Below are 26,422 nucleotides of genomic sequence, written 5' to 3'. Positions count from 1 at the left end.
TGACGAATGATTTACGCTTGCTATAACTACTCTTTACAAAACTGGGTATTAGGTATTAGGAAAACAGTCTCTAATCCCCAACTCAATGGTTATGACTATCAAGCGTCGGCAATTTCTCGCAACTTCTGGGCTGGCTACCTTAGCCACCCAGATACCATCACTTAGCGCTGAAGGTAAGTTATCCCTAAATACCATCCGCAAGCCGCCCCGCCTGCAAGTGGGCGATACCGTAGGATTAATCGCTCCTGCGGGTATCGTTGATGCCAAAGACATCGAAGCAGCGCAGCAATCCATTTCACAGTTAGGATTAAAAGTCAAGCTGGGGGCACATATTTTAGATCGTTACGGCTATTTAGCCGGTAAAGATATCGATCGCGCTGATGATCTAAACTTGATGTTTAGCGATCGCTCCATAAAAGCAATTATTCCTATGCGTGGTGGCTGGGGCTGTAATCGCATTTTACCCTTACTAAACTACTCGCTAATCCGCTCCCATCCGAAAATTCTCATGGGGTACAGCGATATTACGACGCTGTTGTTGGCAATTAATGCCCGTAGTCGAGTGATTACTTTTCATGGGCCAGTTGCCACATCAACTTGGAATCAGTTTACAGTGGATTACTTCAAGCGCATCCTATTTAATGGCGAAGCGGTGATGATGCAAAATCTCAACCCTAGCGAAGTGCGAGTGGAGATAATCGCACCGGGAAAGGCGAGGGGTAAACTTGTGGGTGGAAATTTATCAGTACTATCAGCGATGGTAGGTTCACCTTATCTACCTTCCTGGAACAAAAGCATTCTGTTTGTGGAAGAAATTGGCGAGGATGTTTATCGTGTAGATAGGATGCTGACGCAGTTAAAAACTGCTGGGATACTTAATCAAATTGCTGGCTTTATCTTTGGGCAATGCACTAATTGTAGTCTTGGGGATGAACCGTCATTTACCTTAATGCAAGTATTGCAAGATCATATACTTCCTTTAAAAATTCCTGCTTGGTATGGTTCAATGATTGGTCATATTAAAGATAAATTTACCTTGCCAATTGGTCTAGAAGTGGAAATAGATGCTGATGTTGGGATAATACGAATGTTAGAGGCGGCTGTCAGTCTTGTTTAGAACTTACGCAAGAGTTACGGAATAACGAACCGCTCCAGGCACAGAGAAGCTAGTGCGTTGCAGGGGTTCCCCCCATTGCAGCAACTGGCGCGGCACAGAGAGAAGTCGGAGCGGCGGCTGAACTTCTCCCAAGGGGAGACGCTGCGCGAATGGTGGAAATCAGAGTTTGAGAGATATTTTGCGTAAGTTTTATTGTTTAACGTGAGTTCGAGAAGTTGTATCTTATCTATCTAATTAGCCATTATAAAAAGACCTCTAAGAGGTTGTTTGAAAAGTATTATTGCTAACATCTAAGCCTCCCAAACCTAATCCTTCTAACCGCTCTTCCCTACAATGGAATGGGGGTTTCAAAGCCTCTCTCCGTTTCGGGGAGAGGTTTGGAGAGGGGTTTATAGTAGACTTATCCACAAATAAACCTCAAAATAGCTGAAACCCTTACATAGCTGGCTTTTTAGCTTATATAAAACAGGAACCTCTAAAACCCTCTCCAGAGCTAGGTTTCAGCCAAATAAAGTTCTCATTTCCGGATAAGTCTAGTATACTTTGCGACTTTTCAAACATCCTTCCCTCTCTGAATCGGAACTAGAGTGTACACAAATCTCTTAACCTGCAATGCCAACGCATCGACTGACAATGCCAACGCATCGACTAACAATGCCAACGCATCGACTAACAATGCCAATGCATCGACTGACAATGCCAACGCATCGACTGACAATGCCAACGCATCGACTAACAATGCCAATGCATCGACTGACAATGCCAATGCACTGACTGACAATGCCAATGCATTGACTGACAATGCCAACGCATTGACTGACAATGCCAATGCATTGACTGACAATGCTTTGCATGAGAATAAGGAAAGCTTTATCAAGCTAAATTTTTAGGACTTGTGTGTAGACCGTAGCCGAATCGGAGAGCGACAGACTTAAACTTTAGTTCAAGGTAGGGAAAAGTTTATCAAACTCACGTTTGTTTAAGCCCCGAAGGAAATCAGCGATGCCTACGGGAACTACGCTACTAACGCGCCACAGTGATTTTGTTTAATATTTTGAAAGATAGTATGAATTTCTCCTCGCTATGTTACGACTAACAGAAGTAAAGCTCCCGCTTGATCATCCTGAAGATAAGATCAAAGCTGCCATCCTCAAAAAGCTGGAAATCACAGACGAAGAATTGATCAGCTATTCCATCTTCAAGCGTAGCTACGATGCCCGTAAGAAAGGAGAGATCACCTTTGTTTATATTCTCGATGTAGAAACGACTCAACAGACTCATCTACTCAAGCGCCTGAAAAAAGATCCCCATGTGATGGCCACGCCAGACATGAGTTATCGCCCAGTGGCACAAGCACCCAGCAATTTGGCGATTCGCCCCATTATCATTGGTACAGGGCCTTGTGGCTTGTTTGCGGGTTTGATGCTGGCGCAAATGGGCTTTTGTCCAATCATTTTAGAACGTGGGAAAAAAGTTCGCGATCGCACCGTTGATACTTTTGGCTTTTGGAAGAAAAAATCAAATTTCAACCCCGAATCCAATGCCCAGTTTGGCGAAGGTGGGGCGGGTACATTCTCTGATGGCAAACTCTACAGTCAGGTTAAAGATCCTCAGCATTATGGGCGTAAAGTACTGACGGAATTAGTCAATGCAGGAGCCTCACCGGAAATTCTCTATATCAACAAACCGCACATCGGTACTTTCAAACTGGTCGGAATCGTCCAAAGTATGCGTGCCAAAATCGAATCCCTCGGTGGTGAAATTCGCTTTGAAAGTCGGATCGAAGATATCAATATCGAAAATGGACAAGTGCGGGGAGTTACCCTTGCTAATGGGGAATATATCGCCAGCGATCATGTAGTTCTCGCAGTCGGTCACAGCGCCCGCGATACCTTCCAAATGCTATTTGAGCGCGGGGTTTACATCGAGGCTAAACCTTTTTCCATCGGCTTTCGGGTCGAACATCCCCAGTCTCTCATCGACCAATGTCGTTTCGGCGCTCAAGCTGGTCATAAGCTTTTAGGTGCTGCCGATTACAAACTGGTTCACCACTGCCAAAATGGTCGCTCCGTCTATAGTTTTTGTATGTGTCCGGGGGGCTTGGTGGTTGCAGCCGCATCAGAACCGGGGCGACTTGTCACCAATGGGATGAGCCAATACTCTCGCAATGAGCGCAATGCTAATAGTGCGATCGTTGTGGGCATCACCCCCGAAGATTATCCGGGAAATGCTTTGGCGGGAATTGACTTCCAACGGCGCTTGGAAGAACGAGCTTTTGAGTTGGGCGGTGGGACTTATGAAGCTCCAGGGCAGTTGGTGGGAGACTTTCTCAACCATCGCCCTTCTACAACGTTAGGCACTGTTAAACCGTCTTATACACCTGGAGTACACTTGGGTGATTTGAACCAGAGTTTACCAGATTATGCGATCGCTGCCATCCGTGAAGCACTTCCCGCTTTTGACAAACAAATTAAAGGATTTGCGATGGACGATGCCGTATTGACTGGGGTGGAAACCCGCACATCGTCACCGATTCGGATTAAACGCCAAGAAAATTATCAGAGTTTGAATACAGTCGGTCTTTATCCGGCTGGTGAAGGAGCGGGATACGCAGGGGGAATTCTCTCGGCTGGTATCGATGGGATTAAGGTGGCGGAGGCAGTGGCTTTAAGTATTTTAAGGAATTGCGGTCGCAGTCTCAGCATCTGATTTTAAGTTGAGAGCGATCGCCTGTTACATCATTAGACTTATCCACAAATAAACCTCAAAATAGCTGAAACCCTTGCATAGCTGGCTTTTTAGCTTATATAAAACAGGAACCTCTAAAACCCTCTCCAGAGCTAGGTTTCAGCCAAATAAAGTTCTCATTTCCGGATAAGTCTATTATCTGGTATGCCAATGTCAATTCTAATATCAAGCCCCACCTAGATGCTTTCGAGGTAGGGCTTTTGTTTTTATGTCTAGAGTCGATATACAATCATTTATCAAGCGCGATGGCGTACACGCCGTAGGCGATCGCAGTGAGGAATTTATCCAATTGTTAAATCTGGTTCTTTACAGAAGTTAAATAGGGCTGACTCAGTTTCTGATTCATCTTCAAATACAGCAGAGATGTACCATTCACAGGGCGAACCATTCTTATATTCAGCCCAAGCAATTGTTGCTGTTTCACCTGATGGAATCCCTGACTCACCCAAGCTAAATGAAGCCCACTCTTCATCATCGACAGATACCCACAACTCTTTAATTGCCAGTTCGGTTTTATTGGTAACGGTAAAGGTGAATAGGTCTGACATAAATAGCCTTTTAGCGATAAATAAATTGCAGATTGTTAGTCACAGATCATAGTGGCAGTTTTTTAAAGCATTTGTGATCTTAACTGTCTGAATTCCATGCTCAGAGAAGGGTTGAAGTTTTTTTAGCTCAAGTTAAATTTCTGAAAGAGGATTAAATACCTCTAACACTTGAACTCTTCAAAGCTGCCTTGACAGAGCACTAGTACCGCAAGGCGGAAGTCAAAAGTCACTTGTACTCAGCGTAGCCTCTCGTAGAGAAGTAAAAGTCAAAAGTATTATGGAATGGACTTTTTAGGGATTTTAAATGGTTGCTCTATTTACGCTGTGGCGTATTAGTTTAGTAATGACCTCTCATCCGGGCAAACTTCCACTTTTTCGGCTAGCATCTGTTTACGATCTACTTCAATATTTAGAGGAAAGTTGCGATCTGCTTCTATAGCGGGAAGGGAGACACTACCATTATCAACATCACCAGCAAATGTTCTGGGTAACTGTACCCCAAGCATTATCATCCTGATGGCGTCGAATAAAAGAAAAGCCAGCCACAAAAGATGGTTACTCTCAAACTTAATGGCGGCTACATCCGCAGGTAAAAATCCCACGACAAGAGCAACTAAACTAACATTGCGGAGAGTATGCCCTTCTGCCAAACCCAAGAAGTACCCATCTAGCATGTAACCTATTGAACTGCATATCAGGGCAAGTAGCAACCAGGGAACAAAAATATGAATGTTTTCGGTGATTTCGGTGTGGTTGGTTAACAACCCAAAAACCGTATCAGGAAATAGCCAACACACTCCGCTGAAAGATAATCCCACCAGCAGAGCAGTTAAGATAGAAAGTCCAACCAGGGGTGCTAACTGTCGTAAAGTTCCTTTTCCTTTAAAGTTTCCGACCAGAGTTTCTGTGCCATATCCCAATCCTTCTACAAAATAGAAGTTCAAATTCCATATCTGTAAGAGCAAGGCATTTTGAGCATAAATAATCGTTCCCATTTGTGCCCCCTGATAGTTAAACATTAAGGAGGTAAACATCAGAACTAAATTGCTAATAAAGATATTTGCATTGAAAGTCAAGGTGGAGCGTATAGCTGAGGTGTCCAAAATTTTAACAGCTACCTCTCGTAACTCTTGCCACTGGATTTCTTTGCACAAAAAAATCAATCCCACCAATAAAGATAGATATTGGCTTGTAGCATAAGACACTCCTGCCCCCATGCTTTCCCAGCCCAAGTGGATAATAAACAGGTAGTCGAGTGCGATGTTGACAGCATTGCCCACGACCGACAACAGCACAACTATGCCATTTTTTTCCTGTCCCAGAAACCAGCCAAGCAGGACGAAGTTGAGCAAAATCGCAGGCGCTCCCCAAATCTGGGTGTTAAAATAGGAAAGCCCTGAAGCCTTAACCTCTGGAGCGACATCTAGCAAAGCAAACCCTAGATATCCCAAAGGGTAATGCAACAGTATGAGCGCTCCACCCAGCACAACAGCAATTAAACCATTACGCAGTCCCACCAACAACACACCTTCTCGGTCATCTCGTCCAACAGCTTGTGCTGTTAGCCCAGTGGTGCCCATCCGTAAAAAGATTAAAACGAAGTAGAGAAAGTTAAGCAGGTTTCCAGCTAGGGCAACTCCAGCTAGGTGGTGGATTTCCGAAAGATGACCTAAGAAGATGACACTGACTAAATTGGCCAGTGGTATCATGATATTGGAGAGGACGTTGGCGATCGCCAGTCGGAAGTAGCGAGTTACGAAGTCATATCTGTATTCTCCTGTGAGCTTTGACGCAATAGTCCTGATGCGCTTACCGCCAAAGTTCTCGGTTATGAATTTGCTTAACATCGTAGTATATATTTCAATTTTTACATTTTCTCACAAAATCTTGTATGACGAAGGCATCAATCGCTGCTTAACGCGATGAATCTCACTCTCGTCAGAGTATAATCAGGAGCGATCGCAACAACAAACAACAGCGATCGCAGACTATGGCTTCAAGTAAATAAAAATCATAATTATATCAGAAGGGCTAGGCGAGTTTAGCCCCTTCTGATATCTACACGATTATCATCACTAATTAAACAACCCTTATACCACCTATTGAAGCATAAACTGGGCACTCACCTTTTTGGACACTTGATGGTGAAAGTGACATTTAGCTATTCAATTATTATTTGTCTGCCATCAAGTTAGTCTCATCAACCTCTTTAAAAACTAATTGTTTTATATAATCACTGAGCTGATAGCTCTGCAAAATAGCTGGGGGTAAATGTGCTGCGCCCTGAATGCGTTCCAGACATGCTTGAGTTCCGCAGTTACAATCAAACTCTTGAGCCATAGACCATTCCGTAGATGGGTAAAAGAAGGTCATTTCTTCACCCACCTCAATCTTTCTCAGACAGGTGGCAACCCTATTTGTAATATCAAAAAAAACATTCGGGTCACAACTGTGATTTATATAGTGTAAAAACTCGGAAGTGAACATAATATGTTCCTGCTCATTCAATTGCACTGTTAAATAGTTTGGATATTTCAAGATTTCTTTAGTTATGAGATTGGAAATAACCTCACCTGGGAAAAAGTTCACAGTTGCATGAAGCGATTTTTCACCTGTTAAAGGACATTCCCAAACTTCAGCAAAAGATGAAACTTTAGTGATTTCATGTTGGGAAGTAGTTAGCTCTTCGTTGGTAGAGAATATCTGATTTTTCATCGAATAGTCGCAAATGAATTTTGTATGGAATAATCAAGACAATATATCTTCCTACATTTTGGGGACTTTTTCACGCTGAGTTACGGAATTTCCAGATATTCCGCGAATGATACCTCGACAATTGAGTGAGCCACACTGACAGTTAAATTCCAACATATTTTCATCGTATAATGTGGCATAATCTAAGGTCAGTTGCTCACCCGCAGTAATATCTCGGATTGCCACAAAATCAAGTCCCCGAATAGCAATGTTAGAGTCGCAAGAGTGGTTTTGTGGACTCCATTCTATGGGATTATCATCCCACAAAATGAAAACTTCTTCACTAATGGGATAGGCGTAACGTTGAAAATCTTCTTTTTGTATCGCATCCCAATGAGATTCGACATAAGAACGAGTGATAATTTTTTGTGATCTAGCTTCTCCTGGAAATACAACTTCACCAGATTTCAAATCTTTCAGTGCATAGATACCATAGCCGGAAATCGGATCATTCTGCACTTTATACTTCTTTTGGCGGCCTTGGTGTCTGGCAATTCCTTCAGTAATAATATGTTTGAGAAATCCATCTAAACCAACCTCGTCAAATTTCAGGATATAGTCAGCAGAATTTTCTGAAACTTCACCACAAAGAACAGTACATGGTAAATTAATTTCCAAAAAAAAGACTTCTCCTTTGCCATCGATTCTAAAGTCAGCTCGACCATATCCAGTCGGATTGATAGCCAAAAAAATCAGCTTTGTCGCTTCTCTTAAACGTACATCAAGTTGCTCGTCATCACAAGGAACATAGCACTTTGAATGATGTTGTTTATGCTTTAGTTCATAGGTTTTAATATGCTCACCTTTGGGAAATAAAAACTCAACAGGTTTATATACTACAGGCGATCCGGCATCGTCTGGGTTAGCTGCTATCAGCACGGTAAGTTCGCGTCCATCAATATACTCTTCAATCAAAACTCGCTCAAAGTTAGCTAGAATATCCGCAGCTTTGCTCAGAAGTTCTTCTTTTGTTGTTACATAAGATTTCTGATCAATTCCCAGGCTGTCTCCTGTTTCTGCGGGCTTCACAAACAGAGGAAATTTTAAATTATGAAAGGTGTTTTTCACATCATCTAAAGTTTCAGCTACTACAAACGCTGGTGTCTTAACTCCCATCGATTCAGCAACATATTTGATTACATCCTTGGGAGGATCGTACGGAGTTGATTTAGGGCCCGTGTAGGGTAAGTTGAGGTTTTCTAAGGCAGTAGCAACATCGTAAGAAAAGGGAATATCCCAATCTCGATAGCCCTCAATCAGGTTGACAAAAATATCGTACCCTTGCTTTTTTAGCTCTTTTAACTGACGATAGGCTATAGCTTTATTGAGAAATACATGGTCTACTTGATCTTCGGGTAATAGATGAGACAGGTTGCGAGGTGGGTCGTAGTTTTTATAGTCTAATGTAGATTGGGAATAGTCAGGTTGCAAAACGCAAACTTTCATATCAATTTCCTAAAGTGTCATAGCTATCATGTATTCAAAATACATAAATATGTGGACTTTTAGCAATACCTTCGCCACCTTCACAGAATTATCGCAAATTCTCAAACCGGAGGGCGGGTCTTATTAAGGTGAGGGCTTTTCGTCGTCATCCGCTCTTAGAGGTTGTTTGAAAAGTGTTTTGCTGTGACTTTAGGCACTTTTAGATCCCCCCTAACCCCCCTTAAAAAGGGGGGAACCGGAATCAAAGTCCCCCTTAAAAAGGGGGATTTAGGGGGATCTAAAACTATTTGATACCGACAATAGGACTTTTCAAACATCCTCTTATCCAAAAAAATTTCAAGCAAAGCGGATTTATCTCAAGAATCGACCTGATGTCTCAACTTTTAAGATTGTGAACCAGAAAAAACTGAAAATAACACACCTTGAAAGGGCTAGTACCGCAAGGCGGAAGTAAAAAGTCACTTGTACTGAGCGTAGCCGTAAAGCCTGCGGCATAGCTACGCTTAGGGCGCAGCCTCTCGTAGAGAAGTAAAAGTCAAAAATCAAAAGTATTATGGAATCAGCTCTTTAGGGCTTTTCAATGGTCTGCTTATTTATGCCGTGCTGTACTAGTGTTAAAGTAGTTGAGAGCGTAGTTTACCGCCGTAGGCATCGCTTGACTTTCAAGACAATTGCTACTAGTAAAGAATTTATTTGGGATTCCCTTAATACAGCTCATATTTCATTAACTGACAGGGCAGCGCTCCGTTGTACACCGCAATGCGCCGGGATGATTTTAGTCCAATCGATTGAGACAATTCCTTGTTGCCACTCAGCACAAATGCAGTCCAGCCTTTGAAGCGTTGTTTTAACACATCGCCCAAAAGTTTATAGAATGCCCCTAAATCACTATCTCGCCCCAGCCGTTCGCCATAGGGTGGATTACAGAATAAAACTCCACTATCTGCGGGGGCGACAACATCGGCAAGCTCCATTTGAGAAAACCATACATGGTTATCAAGGCCGCAATTTTGAGCATTGTTAATCGCTTGCTCGATTATATTTTCATCGCGATCGCTTCCCCAAATAGGTGCGGTCAGGGTATCCAATTGGCTGTCCTTAGCTTCTTGGAGCAGCTTTTCTAAAAGGGACAGATCAAAATCGAGCCAATTTTCAAATCCAAAACAATCGCGAAACAGCCCTGGTGCAATGTTAAGTGCCTTTAAGCTAGCTTCCAGAGGTAAAGTGCCAGATCCACACAGAGGATCATAGAACATCTGGTCTGGCTGCCAGCCCGAAAGTTGAATCAGGGCAGCAGCCAGAGATTCCTTTAGAGGGGCTGCTCCAACCGCAGGGCGGTAGCCTCGGCGGTGCAGACTATTTCCAGAACTGTCGAGTTTAACGGTACAAAAGTCGCGTTCAATATGAACATTGATCCGCACATCTGGTTCATAAAGTTCTACATTTGAACGCTCGCCCAGATTTTCCTGCTGCTGGTCAACGATCGCATTTTTGACTTGGAGAGCCGTGAAGTGGGTGTGGTTGAGCTGATCGTTTTTGCCCGTGGTATTCACCGCTAGCGTCATGTCTGGCGTCAAATAGTTTACCCAATCGATGGTCTGGATGCCGCGATAAAGATCCTTGGCATCAAGGCAAGGAAACTCATGGATATTCACCAAGATTCGGAACGGCAGCCTAGCCCAGAGGTTGACGCGATAAAGTAGGGTGCGATCGCCCTCAAAGGCTACACCGCAAAACCCTGGCTCCACGGAATGGGCACCGAGTTGCTCTAACTCCTGAGCCGCGAGGGTTTCTAATCCGCGAGCAACGGTTGCAAAATACTGATTCATCCTCTAATCCAAAGCATTATCTTCACTGCTGACCCATTGACGCACTTTAGCTTAACTCATATCTTGTGACATTCTCTCTCGTTAAGTCTGCGACCATAACGTTAGTAGGGTACAACGAAATTAAGTAACTCAGCATAACAAGCCCCAGACTAACGGAATCAAGGCTGAGTCAGGACACAGCAAATATTTTTTGAAAGAGATTATATTTCATCAGTTTAAGTACTATCCTAAATAAATTAATCCTGCTAGTATCAAGCTGAAATGCGTTCCTGCACTTTTAAATACAACCCATTAAGTAAATATAGTCAGAGGCATAAACTATGGCTCCAGTATCTGATATTATTTTGCTACAAGACTTAACAGCGTCAAATTATGACCAATTGGTCGAGCTAAAAGCCGTACTTCCTACAACGGTAAATCGGTTAACCAATCCGATTTTAGCGAGTATCTTTGGTGATGACCTGAAATTTGGTATTGCCTCTTTCAAGGATAAGCCAATTCCGCCTTTTGGAGGTTATGCTGACTATGTATATCGAGCAGAAGTCCCTTTAACAAATAATGTCACAACAGTTAAAGACAAAATCTTTGGCTTTGAAGCTTTTGGTGGCAACGATGGGCCCGAATCACAATTAGACGCACTCTTGTATGCAGCTTTAGATAGCGGTGCCAGTCTCGGTTATAGAGTAGGTTCATTTCGCATTGTTTTCCTAGCCACCGATAGTATTTATCACGTTGCCGGAGATCGGGCAGCAGTTAGTCCAAGTAATACTATTGCCAATAATGGAGATCGCGCAATTACTCCTAATGAAGATTATCCAGAGATAGAACAAGTAAAAACTGCGCTGGAAGCAAATAACATTATTCCAATTTTTCTAGTTACGAGTGATGTTGTAGTCGATTACGAGGGACTAGTTACCAAGCTTGGTCGAGGTAGTGTACTGACTCTTGGTTCTGAAAGTGAGAATGTTGCTGATGCCATAAAAGAGGCAATTGCTCGATCCAGAAATGTGATAAGTACTGATGTTACTACAACAAATGCAAACGATACCTTGAGTCAGAACGATTTTTTGCCAGGCGATCAGGTTATTTTTGCTGGGGGCGGTGATGACAATATTTCGCTTTCTGGTGTTGCTGGCAACCATTACATCGATGGGGGGAGCGGTGATGACATCCTTTTTGGTGGTTCTGGTGCGGACAAAATAGACGGGGGTAGTGATGATGACAGCCTTGTGGGGGGCAACGGTGATGATACTCTGTTTGGTAGTAGTGGAAAAGATATTCTGATCGGGGACAACGGCAACGATTACCTACAAGGAGATAGCGGGGACGACATCTTAATAGGAGGCGCAGATTCAGATAAGTTTGCATTTGCAACAGGATCAAAGTTTGATATTAGGGAACTAGGAGTTGATATTATTAATGACTTCACTCCTGATCAAGACCAGATCCAACTATCGAAATCTACCTTTACCGCTCTAACTAACTCGGTCTTCCCAACTACATTAAATTCCGCAGACTTTGCCACAGTCACGGACGATAGTTTAGCAGCAGGTAGTAGTGCGGAGATTGTTTATAATAGCGTAAACGGTAGTCTCTTTTATAATCCTAATCGTTCGGCGGATGGTTTTGCTGATACTAATATTAATTTGGGGGGTAAATTTGCACAATTAGGTGCTACCTATTTTCCGGCTCTAACTACCGCTAGTTTTGAGGTAGTTTTGTGATTGATTTAGGTTTATTTTCAACTTCACACAAAGCCCATCGCTTTGCTGATCTCAATAAATTACTGTCTGCTTGAGCCACTTTAAAAAGTGAGATGCTCCCAGACAAAGGAATTGAATTGAAATTAATCTAAGTAAGTCGGTGTTAAGATTTCAAGCTATGTTAAAAAATTTCAATGTAGGATGCGTTCGTCTACGGCATAACGCACCCTACATTGAAATGTATATTTCTTCATATACATAGAATTTTTCTCGCCGACTTACTTATATTTTTCTAAAATCAATCATTGTCTGCCGATAAGCATCTGGCAATCCTGTATCAAAACACTTGCCTTTAACAACATATCCTGTCATTCCCTCTTGCTGATGCAATCTCTCAAGACAAGATGTTAACTGAAATTCACCTCCTTCTCGGAAATTTTTATTGATATGTTCTGCCAGAAAGTCAAAAATTTTCGGCGTAAGTAAATACAAGCCAAATATACCTAAAAACTCATTTTCTGCCATTCCCTCTACACGCAAATGCTGTTGTGCATACTCAATGGTAGGTTTTTCATAGAGTTGTGTAACTGACAAAATCGAGTTTAAATCTTGCCAAACTCCTGCTACACACCCAGCTTTATGAATAATTTCTGCTGACATTGTAGTTAAGCCAACAACGCTTTGATTAACTTGTTCGTAAACATCTAAAACTTGACGCGCACAAGATTTTTCAATGTCAGATGTATAAATGTGGTCGCCCAACAATAGCAAAAACGGCTCACTTTGCACCCAATCTTTGGCACAAAATACCGCATGACCATAGCCTAATTGCTCCTCTTGCAATAAGATGGTAATTATGTTACCTAAATCTTGCAAATATTGACTATATTCTTGATTTTGCGGTGAAAGTTTTTGTAAAAGTTGTTTTTTGGGTGGATTTTTTAATAAATTTTCAAATATTTCTTGATCATCCGGCTGCACTACGAGCGCCACTTCTGCAATTCCAGCACTGATTGCCTCTTCAATAATTGCGAGAATCACAGGTTTTGCTCTACCATCTTGATCAATAATCGGGAAAAGTTCTTTTTTCACAACTTTAGTAGCTGGAAACAACCGAGTCCCAAAACCAGCTACCGGAATCACAGCTTTTTTAACTTGATTTTTATGCATAAGCAGTTGATCACCCCAACTTCTCAAACAACTCCGCCAACACCACATTAGAAAACAAAAACCCTTGCGGATCAATCAAACGCAACCTTCCCTTTGCAACTTCCACCCAAGCTTTTTCAAAATACACTTGCAAACAGCTGCAAATTTCCTTTACCTTTTCTTCCCCAAATGCCTCCGCCAACGCCGCCAAACTCACACCCTCCGCCAAACGTAACCCCAACATTAACGTTTCTAACAATACTTCCTTTGGGGGAGTCACATCACAATCAATCACACCGCCAGCTTGTACCCACTGATAATATTCCCTAGTCTTGCGCGGACGAGTGAAGCGTTTCCCCTCAACATAACTCGCCGCACCCATCCCAAAACCATAATAAGGGCGGTTTTCCCAATAAATACGATTATGCCGACACTGATGGCCAGCTTGGGCATAATTGGAAATTTCATAATGCTCATAACCTGCACTAATCAAAACTTGCTGCGCCATCTGGTACATTTTGACTGTGGCTTCATCCGTGGGCAAAGGAATATCACCAGGTTTGTAGTAACGACCAAAGGCTGTACCTGGTTCAATGGTAAGATCATAGATGGAAATGTGAGTAGGTACAAGCGCTACCGCTTTTTCTAAGGAATCCTGCCATTGATCCAAAGATTGATGCGGCAACCCAGAAATTAAATCTAAACTAAATTCGGGAATCTGGACTTGGTGGATTAGTTCCACAGCTGCAAAGATATCTTCAACTGAGTGCGATCGCCCCGCCGTTTGCAATAATTTTGCTTGAAAGGCTTGGACACCCAAACTTACGCGGTTCACGCCTGCACTGGAATAGCCTGCTATATGTACTAAATCAAAGGTGCCTGGGTCTACTTCCATAGAAATTTCTGCCCCAGAGGCAATCCCAAAATGCTTCTCTAGCTCTGTTACTATACGTTGTAACTGCTCTATTGATAGCAGCGAAGGAGTACCACCACCAAAGAAAATTGTCTTCAGGGGTTGACCGAATGCTGGTGTAATCGCAATTTCTTGACATAGCACCTCAACATATTGGGAGATAGTACCAGATGTTTCGCCCCGCAAGCGATCGCCCACAACAGACACCGGGAAATCACAATAGAAACACCGCCGTCTGCAAAAGGGTATATGTACATAAGCAGAACTCGCAATTTCAGAAATACTAAATTTTTGACTCATTTTGAGAAAAGTTTTAAGTTAACCCAACTGCGAATTAGAGATAATGAAAATGAGGGAAGAATTCAGGAGTCAGAAACCAGAATCCAGAATAATTGGAAAATCAAGTGTGCAATAACTTCTTAATTTTATTAAAATTATTAAGTTTGGGTACCAATGTTTTTTTAATTCTGACTTCTAAATTCTTCCAAAATGAGTAGTTTCTTTACAAGTTTTTGTCGTTTTACAACGAAACAATGAAAAATATTAAGATAAAGCCTTTCGTTATAATAATTGCAGATATTGCGCTACTAAACCCTTAGTGTAAGTCAATATTGATTAGTTTACCTTACCGATGAAATAAAAAATACTTAACTTTATCGGTTAACACAGTTGCAGGAAAACAAGACAACCATGCTTGATGCCATTATTATTTTCTCATTTATCCTAGCAGCGTCCGGAATAGGGTTCTACAGCATCGAACTACTACCCAATGGCACGCTAGATCAGGTAACAAATGTTGAAGCTTTACGCTTAGTTGTTGCCGTCTTTGCCGCTATTATTGGTGGTGCGATCGGGCTGAGTTTCCAGACGACATATCGTCGCCTAGAATCACAAATCAAAGAAATGCCTTTGGAAGTAATCTTAACTCGTGCCATTGGCTTAGTGATTGGGCTATTGCTAGCTAACCTGATGCTAGCCCCATTATTTTTGCTACCTATACCGGCAGATTTTGGATTTATTAAGCCATTGGTGGCAGTTGTCGGCAGTATTATCCTCTCTGTCACTGGTATGAATTTGGCAGATACCCACGGACGAGGCTTATTGCGGTTCATTAATCCCAACACTGTAGAATCAATGGTAGCGGAAGGGACGCTAAAACCCGCCAATACCAAAGTTTTAGACACCAGTTGCATTATCGATGGTCGCATTGAAGCCCTGCTAGAAACAGGGTTTCTGGAAGGGCAAATTATCGTGCCGCAGTTTGTTTTGCAAGAACTGCAACAAGTAGCCGATGCTAGCAAAGACCAAAAGCGCGTGCGGGGAAGGCGAGGACTAGAAATTCTCAACCGCATTAAGGAAACTTACCCCGATCGTATCTTGATCAATGCTCTTGATTACGAAGATATTGCCACAGTGGATGCCAAGTTAGTGCGCTTCGCCCAAGAAATTAGCGGCACACTACTAACCAACGACTACAACTTATCTAAAGTTGCCAGTGTTCAGAAAGTACCTGTTTTGAATGTGAATGATTTAGTGAATGCCGTGCGTCCCAGTTATTTACCTGGTGACAACCTGGATTTGAAAATTCTCAAGGAAGGCAAAGAACCCAGTCAAGGTATTGGCTATTTAGATGACGGCACAATGGTAGTCGTTGAAGAAGGTAGTAGTTATGTGGGTGGTGAACTGCGAGTAGTTGTTACCAGTGCTTTGCAAACCACAGCCGGAAGAATGATTTTTGCCAAACCCCAAGCTTCAGCATTGGCGTGAGGAAAATGTCAGGTGCAATTAGAGTTAAATTATGCCATCGGTGCAGTCAACCTGCACCGATTTTGTATAGGGTGAAATATCAAGACGGTAACAAGTGGATTTTTGTCTGTTTTAAATGTTGGACTTATGTCAGTGAAAACAACCCATTTTATGTTTACGGTGGGACGTGGAAAGCTCAGAAAAAGCGATAAGTACTCAATTTATATCGCATTTACGTAGAATTCAAACTTATTTTAGTCTCAGTCTTTTTTGTACCTTTCTCCACCAGTCAAGCTCTCGTAAAATTAAGAAATGTAAATAATACTTGCTAGCCGAGCAACTATCTAAATTTTAAAGTGTAAGAATTAGAAAAATCTTGTCTCAAGTAGAGGTAAATATGACTTTTATAAAAATTGCTGGGATTTTTCAAACGAGAGAACAAATTAACAAATTTTTACAAAGCTTGCCTAGTGAATTTTATGCTCCTTATATGTTCACAGTAAATCAAGATTTATTATTGGGATTAAAAAATAAAATGCTTGTATTTGATATTTACGAAAATGAACAGGTAATTGTAGTTGAAGTGATCGGAAATCAACTACTTAAAATTCAAGCTTTGCTGAAAAAAGCGAAAGGCCGATACGTTACACCAGAAACCCTAAATTATATTTGCCGATAGCAAATCTATAATTAACCTAAGAAATTGGGATTATGACTAAAATTAATCGAACGCAAATTGGTAACGTTGTAATTAAAACTAGTGAAAAATTAACCCAATTTAATATAAATATTTTTACAAAATACGGTCACAAAAAAGCAAATGAGTTTTTATTAACTCAAAGTAGAGATTTTAGAGCATTATTTGCAATGCTATGGGATCAATACCGAACTAATCCACAGAAATATTATCATTCTGATTGCCTGGAAACTTTAGAAGAATCAAAATCTTTTAAAAATTTTTCATTGCTTTTTATCTACAAAAGCTAATGTCTATGTTCAAGATTCCCTTCAATGAATTTTATGTTATAATCATCAAAGAATGTTACCAAAATTATCAAATTAATAGGGAGATAGGAGCTAGACGATTAGTACTAGGTAGTATCTACTATTTAGTTGCTACATATCCTGAACATGCAGGTTTTTTAAAAAAGCTAATTGATTCATTAGATATTACAGAAAATATAAATTCAGGTAGATTTATCTATGTAGATGAGTATCTTGCTTTAACATATAACCAAGATATAAAAAATAACAATTTAGGTGAGTTGCTGTTTGCATCCAGAAACAAGTCAGGTTTTATAGCTATAATAAAACTGATATTTTTGTGCCTATAAATTCGTTGCGCCATGCTAAAAAAGCTTTAATTAACTATCAAGGTAAACCTCGAAAAGGTGAATTAATAGGAAATGATTCTGTACGTTTTGGCAAGTTTTTAGGATTAGAAATTAGAGATGGATACGCTTATATGTCTAGCTATCAAGAATTGGAAGTTTCTAGAGGCAAAGGATTTAATAAATAGCTTTATTTAAATCCTAATAACATATTTTTTATCTTAAGCATAGAACAACTAGTGTTCGTTAGGTTAAGGCTCATAAATCTCTAACGGCAAATTATCAGGGTCTTTAAAGAAAGTAAATTTCTTACCTGTAATTTCATCAACTCTGATATTTTCTACCTTTACGTCTTTCGATTTTAAATAAAAAACAGTTTGCTCAACATCATCAACTTCAAAAGCAAGATGTCTTAAACCACAAGCCTCTGGTTTACTAGCACGTTCTGGAGGATTTGGAAAAGAGAATAACTCTATTTGAGCATTTTCTCCAACTCGTAAATCTAATTTATAAGAATTTCTCTGGGCACGAAAAGTCTCTTGAATAATTGAAAAGCCTAAAACTTCTACATAAAAATCTTTTGAGCGATCGTAGTCAGAACAAATAATAGCTACATGATGAATATCAGTGATTTTCATGTGTACTTCTCAAGCTACCAATCATTTACCTTTAGCACTTTTACCAGAACTTTACTAGTACACTGTGGCAGAAGTTTGCCTAGCTTCGCTGACCTTGAAACTAAAATTAACCTTGACAAATGACAGCATCAGATGAATAGTAATACGTTTAAGGATTTTATTTTTCTGAATTCATCAAACATCTGTGTTGCAGTCTGACATATAGAAATGATAGCGATCGCGTTGGCAAAGCCTCTCGAAGAGAAGAAAGAAATGCTTAACTGAACTGTATTGACATATAATCTGGTTATTTCAAATGCTCTTGCATAATTCCTCAATCAACCTCTGTTACATTTAACAGGGTTGACTTTTTTTCTTTGTGTAGGCGCAATACAAGGTTTAGTCAATCAACATCAAAAACTTCGCACTCACCTTGAGTCTCAAACTTTTAAATACTGTAAATAATTTGGCAACTATCTTAGTTTTTCAGGAATGAATATATGGGTACTCATTTACCAAACAAAACCAGTTCTTCACACGGCGGAGTTCGTGGAGCAGGCTTTAATCCTCGTTCTCCACAATTTGAGGGACGCTTTGGGCGAATTTTCCGCAGCTTACCCCCAGCCACTTGGTCTGAAGAGGCTTTACGGAAGTTAGCTGGCGATGGTCAAGAAGAAAATCGAATGTCAGCAGAGCCAGAAAAAAATGCTCAGAATTTACCCATAGCTCCTCGTGAAGATGTTGACGAACAAGGTAAACCCCGTGAAAGTCGTCTTCACGATGATGAAGAAAACAGCGGTATTGATGCAGGCTATACCTACTTCGGTCAGTTTATTGACCACGACATTACCTTTGATCCTGCCAGCAGCTTACAGCAACGTAACGATGTCAATGCCTTAGTAGATTTTAGAACCCCAGCCCTAGATTTAGATTCTGTTTATGGCAGTGGCCCTGACGATCAACCGTATATGTATACGGCAAACGGTCGCAAATTTCAGTTGGGACGCGATCTATTAGAAGGTTTAAAAGGCAAGGCTATTACCAAAGATTTACCACGTCATAGCTGGACTGATGATAATGGTGAACATCATCGTGCACTCATTGGAGACAAGCGCAATGACGAAAATGTGATTGTTTCTCAATTACACGGAGTATTTTTGCAATTCCACAACCGACTTGCAGACGAGCATTCAAATTGGAATTTTGCCGAAATTCAGCGTCAGGTACGCTGGCATTATCAGTATGTAGTACTCCACGATTTTCTACCGAGAATTACCTCTTCTGATGTATACAAGGATATCCTTCCCCATTTAAATAATAATGACTCGATTTTCGAGCATCCTCCACGTTTACACTTCTATAAACCGCGTAATGATGCTTTTATGCCCATTGAGTTTGCCGTTGCGGCTTATCGTTTTGGACATTCAATGGTGCGCCCCATCTATCGTCTCAATACTAAGCTTACAGGCGGCAACAATCCTGATACTACTCATCCTAATGAGCTGGCACGAGGCATTGACGGACGGCAATTCATCTTTGCTGGTCTAAAAGAACGTGGACTTAATGGCTTCGACAAATTTCCACAGGAATGGGGAATTGACTGGAATTTATTTTTTGACTTAACAGGAGATAAAGACTCTCGTAAAAACAAGAATCGCACTCAGCCTGCTTACAAAATCGATCCTTCTTTGGTCAATCCGTTGGCGTTCCTGCCAGAGTTTTCTCAGATAAATAAGCAACCTCCACTAGATGACATCAGTAAACTTCAGCCTCAGCCTCAAGCAGGACAATTTAACAATCTAGCCTTCCGTAACCTTCTGCGTGGAATGTCTATGGGTCTGCCATCAGGGCAAGATGTCGCAAGGGCAATGGGGTATCAGCCTCTTAGCGATGAACAACTAAAAGTAGGGAAAGCCACTAATGTTGATGAGTTTGATAAACTGCCAATTCTGGATTCTATCCATACAGACTTTATTGGCAAGGCTCCGCTCTGGTACTACATATTAGCTGAAGCTGCCCATGATTGGCGAAAAAAAGGTGGGAAGACTGAAACACCAGTTAGCCTTGGCAAAGTTGGTAGCCGGATAGTCCTGGAGACATTTGTCGGCTTGCTGTTACACGATAGTTACTCGTTCCTGCGTCAAGCACCTAGATGGACACCCGAAATCGGCAAAAAGCAGAAATTCGATATCCCTGACCTGATTAAATACGCACTGAAACTCTAGTCTGGCTCTTCTATATTTTGTCCGGTCGACTCATACTGTAAATGTTCTCAAATCCAACTCTTTTTGGTTGGATTTGAGCTTATTTTCAATTATTTTATCGAACAGAATTCAGGAGTCAGGAGTCAGAATACAGGAAAGGTATTCTGTACGACTGGTGGATGAATAATCGGGTTTAAGACACCCACAAAACAAGAAAATTTGGTGGTCAACTTTCGTAGTCGCGGGTCTGAATCCCCGACTGATAGCGTCACGCTTTCTCGTGTCCGCGTTCGCGCAGCGTCTCGCAGAGAGCGTCTTGATTCTGACGAATGTATTCTTCTTCAATTGTCTAAGTTTTCAACCATTCAAGGTTATCCTTCAATTTCTTGGTTAAGGTGGTTAATAGATTAACCACCTTAACCAAGGGATGTATTTTTATCCAAAATTTAAAAGCGTTCGACTGACCAAAAACAAAAAGGGTACAAGCCCCTCTCTTACAAAGTTCTGATGCCTGCGGCGGGCTGTGCCAACGGAGGAAACCTCCGCTCAGACTTTGCGCTAAATTTATTTATGGAGAACAGAAAAAATGTATTTCTCGCGCTCTGCGTCTCGAAATACTAAGTCATTATTACAAGCCCCTAAATTGATTTATGGGGATTATTAATTTTTAATTCCCCGTTCGCGTAGCGTCTCCAAGAGTTGGGGTTGACACTCTCCAGCCATCAAGGATTGTAGTATCACTGTGTTAAAACTGGTATCCTAGATGTGCCAAAGATTCAAGCGGTTAATACATTTGGGGCTAATCATCAGTCATTGAAGTTTCAGCTAGTAAAGATGATTTAGGAGGCAATACGCTTGGGTTAAGGCTAAAACTCTTTGTAAAAGTCTTTTTTTTTAACGAACCGCAAAGGGCGCAAAAAAGAGGCAGCGCGTTGCGGTGAATCCAGCGCTGTAGGCGGGTTTCCCGCCGTAGGCGACTGGTGAACCCGAAGGGGGGTTCCCACGCCACTCCCCCCAACGGAGGGAACCTCCGCAAGGGGGTGGCTAAGAGTTGTAGCGACTGCCGTCGCAAAGGAAGAGAAGGAAGAGAAGCAAGAAATGCTTAACTGAACTGTATTGGCTCATGGGGAGCCACTGCGTTGCGGGGTTCCGCCGACTTGAAGCACTGGCTCCCCTGTTCCCGCGCTGCTTCACCAAAATCTAAAATTGAATTGCCCAATGCCCAATGCCCAATGCCCAATGCCCAATGCCCAATGCCCAATGCCCAATAGACTTATCCACAAATAAACCTCAAAATAGCTGAAACCCTTGCATAGCTGGCTTTTTAGCTTATATAAAACAGGAACCTCTAAAACCCTCTCCAGAGCTAGGTTTCAGCCAAATAAAGTTCTCATTTCCGGATAAGTCTATTAGATATCTCCGAAAAAGAATGTAGAGACGCGAAATTTCGCGTCTCTACAAGGGTTCTAGATAACGCATATTTAATTTCTGGAGATGTCTAAGCTAAACCACATCTAGTTTACATATCTAAAATTTATATAACTCTTGTGGGGTGGGCATCTTGCTGCCCTAATTATGCAAGTTAAATGTGTAACAGCTTATGAAGCATTATGGTTACGGCAGTAAATTACGCCGAGGCATAGGTGGTACAGATGATGGATTCAAGGAGATAGGATTGGCTTTACTGCCCCGAACAACGCCAGCTGTTCGCTATTTCCTCTTTTGAGTACTGGCGCTAAAAGATAGCATAACTGGGGGTGTTAGAATGCAAAGTGGGTTTTGTCAAACAGCCTTTGTTGAACTCGCAATGGCTTTAATCAACTACGAGATTCAAATTTGGCAAAGACAATAACTAAATTTCTCCGACAAATATTGGCAGAGTAATTACCTTAAAACAATTGTGTCATTACATAAAAACTATGAGTTTTAATCTTCAAGCCTTACAACTTTCTACTCTCCAGAAACAGTCTGAGGGACTGACTGTAACTGCTTGGCAAAAATTTCTTTTAGATAATAAATTCCCGATTGCCGCCGTTGATGGTGATTTTGGTAATATTACAGATAAAGCAACCCGTGAATATCAAAGCCGTAATAGTTTAACGGTGACAGGAGTTGTGGATATTAGTACTTATAAAAAAGCACTAGAGCAAGGTTTTGCAATTTATTTTGCTATTTATACCAATGCCGTAAAAAAACTATTATCTTATCTTAACTTTGGCGAGAATGAGGTCAAAGACTTACAACAAAGTTTAACTGCGATCGCTCGATTGAACCCTCCCTTAACAGTTGATGGAGACTTTGGACTCAACAGTATAAGGGGACTAAGCGAAACTTATAAAAAAAGAGACATTAATTTTCGAGCCGAGTTAGCTCAACAGCTTTCTAATGCAACAAAAACCAAGCTAGGCACTGATTTGGATCTGGCTTTAGACAACATAACCGAATACGCAAAAAGATTAAGACAACGACTTAGTGGAAAGGACTGGGTTACATTTTTCCCAAACAGCGACTTAATCGATGATTTGGCTTCTCCCTTCCGTCAAAAAGTACAAGCTTTTGAGGGAGCCTTACAAAATGCCGGAGCTACTATCAGTATTGCTTCAGTATTACGTTCTCCAGAAAGAGCTTATTTAATGCACCATGCTTTCCGTATCAGTAATTATGAAATTACTGCTAAAGATGTTCCTTCCATGCCGAATGTAGATATTAATTGGGTGCATTATACGGAAGCTATCTCTGTCCTTGCTGCTAAAGAAATGGTGTCTGCTTATAATATTGCTTTTCGACCTGTTCTTACCTCTCGTCATACCCAAGGATTAGCAATTGATTGGGAAATTACTTGGTCAGGAACTTTAAATATCAAAAACGCTAGTGGAACTATTATCAGTATTAGTGAGCCACGAACGAGTTATGAAAATTCTACTTTATGGCAGGTAGGCCGTTCTTACGGTGTAATCAAATTATCTAGCGATCGTCCTCACTGGTCTAGTGATGGACATTGATGAAAAACTCCACCCACAAGGGGATAGAGTTTTTGGGCATGGGGAATGGGGCATAGGGCATGGGGAAGAAGTTACCTGTTTGGCCCATGCCCTATGCCCCAAGGGTTGGGGCGACTATCCCTCTCCACCCACGTTCGCGCAGCGTCCCGTAGGGAGGGGATGGAGTTTCCTGCCGCTTTCAATGAATAGTATTACTGATGCGTTTTCTTGGCATTGCCTCCAAGCAAAGGTAAAGATTTTACAGTGGCTTCTCTACAAGACGCCAAAAGCGAACGCTCCAATTAAAAATTAAAAAATGATACAAGCTCCTCTCTTACAAAGTTCTGATGCCTGCGGCGGGCTGTGCCAACGGATAGCGCAGCGTTAGCGAGTCCGCGAGCGTCGGAAACCTCCGCTCAGACTTTGCGCTGAATTCATTAGACTTATCCACAAATAAACCTCAAAATAGCTGAAACCCTTACATAGCTGGCTTTTTAGCTTATATAAAACAGGAACCTCTAAAACCCTCTCCAGAGCTAGGTTTCAGCCAAATAAAGTTCTCATTTCCGGATAAGTCTATTTATGGAAAAGAAGGAAAAATGTATTTCGAGACTCGCAGCACGTTCGCCCTTGGCATCTCGTAGAGAGAAATACGGCATCCTGACTTCAAGAAGAGTAAATTTATTTATGGGAATGTTAATTTTTAATTCCTCATTCGCGTAGCGTCCCGTAGGGAAGGGGTTGACTGGTGCAAACTTTAGTGGCAGATATAAATAGAAAAAACTTATTAGAGAATAATATGGCAGATATAAACGGTAATTGGTTAGGAACTTACTGGCAAGATGAAATGCCTAATCGATTTGAAGCAGCTTTTGTTCAGAGTGGGAATACTTTAAGTGGTTCTATTCTAGACGACAACTATTTAGGAGAAGCGACTGTTAGTGGCGAGGTAATTGGGCGTAGTATCAGCTTTACTAAGCGCTATTTAGTCACCTCACCTGCGTCAGTCACATATATAGGCATAGTTTCAGAAAATGAAGATTATATGCAAGGAAAGTGGAATATAGGTTTTCAATATTCTGGGTTATGGGAAGCTCGACGAAGTGGAGAGAATCTGATTGTAGATTTACAAACTCGGCTTGAACAGCAGACTTTACTAACAGTTTCAAGAAAGGGATAACTCTAAATATAGTAGAGCCTAGTTTTAGATATTTTTTTTAATTACCATGTCGAAATAAATAACTTGCTTTTCTTGAGCAATCGAATGCGACGTGCTTAGAATAGCACCTCGCAACCCATACTTAGAATGATCGCAGAGCCTTAATCACGGTTAAACAACCACAAAATTGTTTTTCCAGCGCCACCGTCGAGGGTGTTATTGCCAGAAGCGGCATAGTTTTCTCCCGCTTTTTCACTTACTAAAGTAATATAGCAATCCTATCTGATTTATGAAAATTCGCAGTTTCCAGATCCCGGACTTCTTTAAGAAGTCGGGGATCTAACTTTTCACGAATAATTTAGGATTGCTATAAAAGAGAGGCTAAATAAGTAAATGTGAATCATTGTAACTATATTAAGAAAATTAAATTGTCGGGTGCGTTAATTTATATTTGTTTACAAGTATGGAAATTTTCTTGCGGACTTACTTACATTAGTTTTTTGCTCTATGTTGATTGTGAGTTGTAATAACTCTGGCAAGAGTGCTTTTCAAAAGAATCAAGACTCTAATTTTCTTAAATTGACACCAATGGCATCTCGCCCACCCCACAAGTAGTAGTAATTTATTTGTTGGAAATCCCTAACAAATCTCTTCTTCTGTGTCCTCCGCGACTCTGCGGTTTTTTCTCCAAAAATGCTTAATCAAAACCAAACACCTTTATTAGATGCCTTAAAAGTTAATGCAGCAAGATCCCATGCGCCTTTTTACACCCCAGGACATAAACAAGGTGAGGGAATTTCTCAACCCTTGACTGATTTACTTGGCAAAGCTGTCTTTCGGGCTGATTTAACCGAATTAGCAGATTTAGATAATCTCTTTGCACCCCAAGGCGTTATTCAAAAAGCACAACAGCTAGCGGCTGAGGTATTTGGGGCTTCGCAAACATGGTTTCTTGTGAATGGTTCTACCTGTGGTGTTGAAGCAGCAATTCTTGCTACCTGTGGTACCGGCGATAAAATCATTTTGCCTCGGAATGTGCATTCTTCTGCGATCGCTGGTTTAATTTTCTCCGGTGCAATACCCATTTTTCTTAATCCTGAATATGATCCAGTTTTAGATATTGCCCACAGCATCACGCCCAATACTGTAGAATCTGCACTCCAACAGCATCCCGACGCGAAGGCCGTGTTCACAGTTTACCCCACATATTACGGTGTTTGTGGAAATTTGAATGCGATCGCCAACATTACCCATCAATATAATATCCCTCTACTCGTAGATGAAGCACACGGCGCACACTTTAGCTTTCATCCAGAATTCCCCACTCCAGCTTTAGCCGCAGATGCCGATTTAACTGTACAATCGATCCACAAAGTACTCGGTGCAATGACACAAGCATCGATGCTGCACATTCAAGGTAACAGGATAGATGGCGATCGCATCAGTAAAGCTTTGCAACTTTTACAGTCTACCAGTCCTAGTTATTTACTTTTAGCTTCTTTAGATGCAGCGCGTCAGCAAATGGCACTCCACGGCAAAATTCTGATGTCTCGCACTTTACAACTTGCTGACGAAGCTAGAACCAGAATCGGCCAAATTCCGGGATTATCAGTTTTGGAAATGCCTCGGTTGCAGGGATTTCCCGGCTTTGTGGCTTTAGATAAAACGCGGCTAACTGTCACTGTTTCTGGTTTAGGCTTAACCGGATTTGAAGCAGATGAAATTCTGGATGAGAAATTTGCTGTCACTGCTGAATTCGCCTCACTGCAACATCTCACCTTTATCATTAGTTTGGGCAACACCCCAGCCGATATTGAGCAATTAGTACAAGGTTTTACCACCCTTGCCAAAGAATATCGCCGAAGCAACTTTACTGTTAACAACAATATCTGGCAAAATTTTGTAAGTAAAGTGAGTCATCCTTTACATTTTTCCCCCCGTGAAGCCTTTTTTGCTGTTAGTGAAACATTGCCTGTAGCACAAACAAGCGAACGCATCTGTGCCGAAATCGTCTGTCCGTATCCCCCAGGAATTCCCGTGTTAATGCCGGGAGAAGTGATCACTAAACCCGTTCTTGACTATCTGCAACAAATCCAGGCGATGGGAGGATTGATCAGTGGTTGTGCTGATAGTAGTTTACGCACCCTAAAGGTAGTAAAAGAATGACTTCTATGGTA

The 26,422-nt window shown here is 41.4% G+C and carries 21 protein-coding genes; 13 read left to right on the top strand and 8 right to left on the bottom strand.

The genetic code is table 11. The features are described 5' to 3' along the window. The first annotated feature begins 91 nt into the window (after window positions 1-91). The 3 genes from PUQ00_RS02545 to PUQ00_RS02535 all read left to right on the top strand — a co-directional run bounded on the left by PUQ00_RS02545 (window position 92) and on the right by PUQ00_RS02535 (window position 3,826). A complete protein-coding gene (locus PUQ00_RS02545; RefSeq protein ID WP_300412843.1) occupies window positions 92-1,117 on the top strand; it encodes an LD-carboxypeptidase in 1,026 nt (341 codons plus the stop codon). Window positions 1,118-1,704: 587 nt separating this feature from the next. Continuing rightward, window positions 1,705-2,007 (top strand): hypothetical protein, encoded by a 303-nt coding sequence (locus PUQ00_RS02540; protein WP_300412841.1) that lies wholly within the window; start codon window positions 1,705-1,707, stop codon window positions 2,005-2,007. Between the two features lie 193 nt (window positions 2,008-2,200). After that, window positions 2,201-3,826, top strand: coding sequence for an NAD(P)/FAD-dependent oxidoreductase (locus tag PUQ00_RS02535; RefSeq protein WP_300412839.1), 1,626 nt, complete (start codon window positions 2,201-2,203; stop codon window positions 3,824-3,826). Between the two features lie 320 nt (window positions 3,827-4,146). Here PUQ00_RS02535 and PUQ00_RS02530 read toward each other — a convergent pair whose 3' ends face one another. The 5 genes from PUQ00_RS02530 to PUQ00_RS02510 form a co-directional block, all read right to left on the bottom strand. Beyond that, a complete protein-coding gene (locus tag PUQ00_RS02530; protein ID WP_300412837.1) occupies window positions 4,147-4,413 on the bottom strand; it encodes a hypothetical protein in 267 nt (88 codons plus the stop codon). A 332-nt stretch (window positions 4,414-4,745) separates the two neighbouring features. Next, on the bottom strand, window positions 4,746-6,260 hold the full coding sequence (gene gntT, locus PUQ00_RS02525; RefSeq protein WP_300412835.1) for a guanitoxin biosynthesis MATE family efflux transporter GntT: 1,515 nt from the start codon (window positions 6,258-6,260) through the stop codon (window positions 4,746-4,748). A 325-nt stretch (window positions 6,261-6,585) separates the two neighbouring features. Then, window positions 6,586-7,143 (bottom strand): SET domain-containing protein-lysine N-methyltransferase, encoded by a 558-nt coding sequence (locus tag PUQ00_RS02520; RefSeq protein WP_334741679.1) that lies wholly within the window; start codon window positions 7,141-7,143, stop codon window positions 6,586-6,588. A 36-nt stretch (window positions 7,144-7,179) separates the two neighbouring features. Beyond that, window positions 7,180-8,613, bottom strand: a complete 1,434-nt coding sequence (locus tag PUQ00_RS02515; protein WP_300412831.1) for an SET domain-containing protein-lysine N-methyltransferase — start codon at window positions 8,611-8,613, stop codon at window positions 7,180-7,182. A gap of 704 nt (window positions 8,614-9,317) precedes the next feature. Continuing rightward, complete coding sequence (locus tag PUQ00_RS02510) at window positions 9,318-10,442, bottom strand: THUMP domain-containing protein (protein ID WP_300412829.1); 1,125 nt, start codon at window positions 10,440-10,442, stop codon at window positions 9,318-9,320. Window positions 10,443-10,762: 320 nt separating this feature from the next. On the opposite strand from PUQ00_RS02510, the gene PUQ00_RS02505 reads away from it, so the two are divergent. Then, a complete protein-coding gene (locus PUQ00_RS02505; protein WP_300412827.1) occupies window positions 10,763-12,166 on the top strand; it encodes a hypothetical protein in 1,404 nt (467 codons plus the stop codon). 261 nt (window positions 12,167-12,427) lie between these two features. Here the strand turns inward: PUQ00_RS02505 and PUQ00_RS02500 are convergent, their stop codons facing one another. Next, a complete protein-coding gene (locus tag PUQ00_RS02500; RefSeq protein ID WP_300412825.1) occupies window positions 12,428-13,315 on the bottom strand; it encodes a UTP--glucose-1-phosphate uridylyltransferase in 888 nt (295 codons plus the stop codon). A 10-nt stretch (window positions 13,316-13,325) separates the two neighbouring features. Then, window positions 13,326-14,507, bottom strand: a complete 1,182-nt coding sequence (gene hemW / locus PUQ00_RS02495; RefSeq protein ID WP_300412823.1) for a radical SAM family heme chaperone HemW — start codon at window positions 14,505-14,507, stop codon at window positions 13,326-13,328. 390 nt (window positions 14,508-14,897) lie between these two features. Between hemW and PUQ00_RS02490 the strand changes: the two genes are divergently transcribed. The 5 genes from PUQ00_RS02490 to PUQ00_RS02470 all read left to right on the top strand — a co-directional run bounded on the left by PUQ00_RS02490 (window position 14,898) and on the right by PUQ00_RS02470 (window position 17,472). After that, window positions 14,898-15,974, top strand: coding sequence for a PIN/TRAM domain-containing protein (locus PUQ00_RS02490; RefSeq protein ID WP_300412821.1), 1,077 nt, complete (start codon window positions 14,898-14,900; stop codon window positions 15,972-15,974). Window positions 15,975-16,329: 355 nt separating this feature from the next. Next, a complete protein-coding gene (locus PUQ00_RS02485) occupies window positions 16,330-16,632 on the top strand; it encodes a hypothetical protein (protein WP_300412819.1) in 303 nt (100 codons plus the stop codon). 32 nt (window positions 16,633-16,664) lie between these two features. Beyond that, the gene (locus tag PUQ00_RS02480) at window positions 16,665-16,940 is read left to right on the top strand and encodes a hypothetical protein (RefSeq protein ID WP_300412817.1); all 276 of its coding nucleotides are present in this window, start codon (window positions 16,665-16,667) and stop codon (window positions 16,938-16,940) included. Window positions 16,941-16,945: 5 nt separating this feature from the next. Beyond that, window positions 16,946-17,287: a hypothetical protein gene (locus tag PUQ00_RS02475; protein ID WP_300412815.1), complete on the top strand. Its 342-nt coding sequence runs from the start codon at window positions 16,946-16,948 to the stop codon at window positions 17,285-17,287. Continuing rightward, window positions 17,278-17,472, top strand: coding sequence for a hypothetical protein (locus tag PUQ00_RS02470; RefSeq protein WP_300412814.1), 195 nt, complete (start codon window positions 17,278-17,280; stop codon window positions 17,470-17,472). Before PUQ00_RS02475 ends, PUQ00_RS02470 begins: the two co-directional genes overlap by 10 nt. A 63-nt stretch (window positions 17,473-17,535) precedes the next feature. On the opposite strand, the gene PUQ00_RS02465 is transcribed toward PUQ00_RS02470, so the two are convergent. Further along, window positions 17,536-17,922, bottom strand: coding sequence for a VOC family protein (locus PUQ00_RS02465; RefSeq protein WP_300412812.1), 387 nt, complete (start codon window positions 17,920-17,922; stop codon window positions 17,536-17,538). Window positions 17,923-18,401: 479 nt separating this feature from the next. Between PUQ00_RS02465 and PUQ00_RS02460 the strand changes: the two genes are divergently transcribed. From PUQ00_RS02460 to PUQ00_RS02445, 4 genes are all read left to right on the top strand, one after another. Beyond that, complete coding sequence (locus PUQ00_RS02460) at window positions 18,402-20,126, top strand: heme peroxidase family protein (protein ID WP_300412810.1); 1,725 nt, start codon at window positions 18,402-18,404, stop codon at window positions 20,124-20,126. Window positions 20,127-22,024: 1,898 nt separating this feature from the next. After that, complete coding sequence (locus tag PUQ00_RS02455) at window positions 22,025-23,107, top strand: peptidoglycan-binding domain-containing protein (RefSeq protein ID WP_300412808.1); 1,083 nt, start codon at window positions 22,025-22,027, stop codon at window positions 23,105-23,107. 778 nt (window positions 23,108-23,885) lie between these two features. Beyond that, the gene (locus PUQ00_RS02450; RefSeq protein WP_300412806.1) at window positions 23,886-24,266 is read left to right on the top strand and encodes a hypothetical protein; all 381 of its coding nucleotides are present in this window, start codon (window positions 23,886-23,888) and stop codon (window positions 24,264-24,266) included. 672 nt (window positions 24,267-24,938) lie between these two features. Then, entirely contained in the window at window positions 24,939-26,411 is a 1,473-nt protein-coding gene (locus PUQ00_RS02445; protein ID WP_300412804.1) for an aminotransferase class I/II-fold pyridoxal phosphate-dependent enzyme, read from the top strand. Window positions 26,412-26,422: the final 11 nt, after the last annotated feature.

The sequence above is a fragment of the Nostoc sp. S13 genome, from assembly GCF_029379315.1.
Lineage (GTDB): Bacteria > Cyanobacteriota > Cyanobacteriia > Cyanobacteriales > Nostocaceae > Nostoc.
Note: the sequence above shows the minus strand (reverse complement) of the source record. Positions and strands in the feature narration are given on the sequence as shown.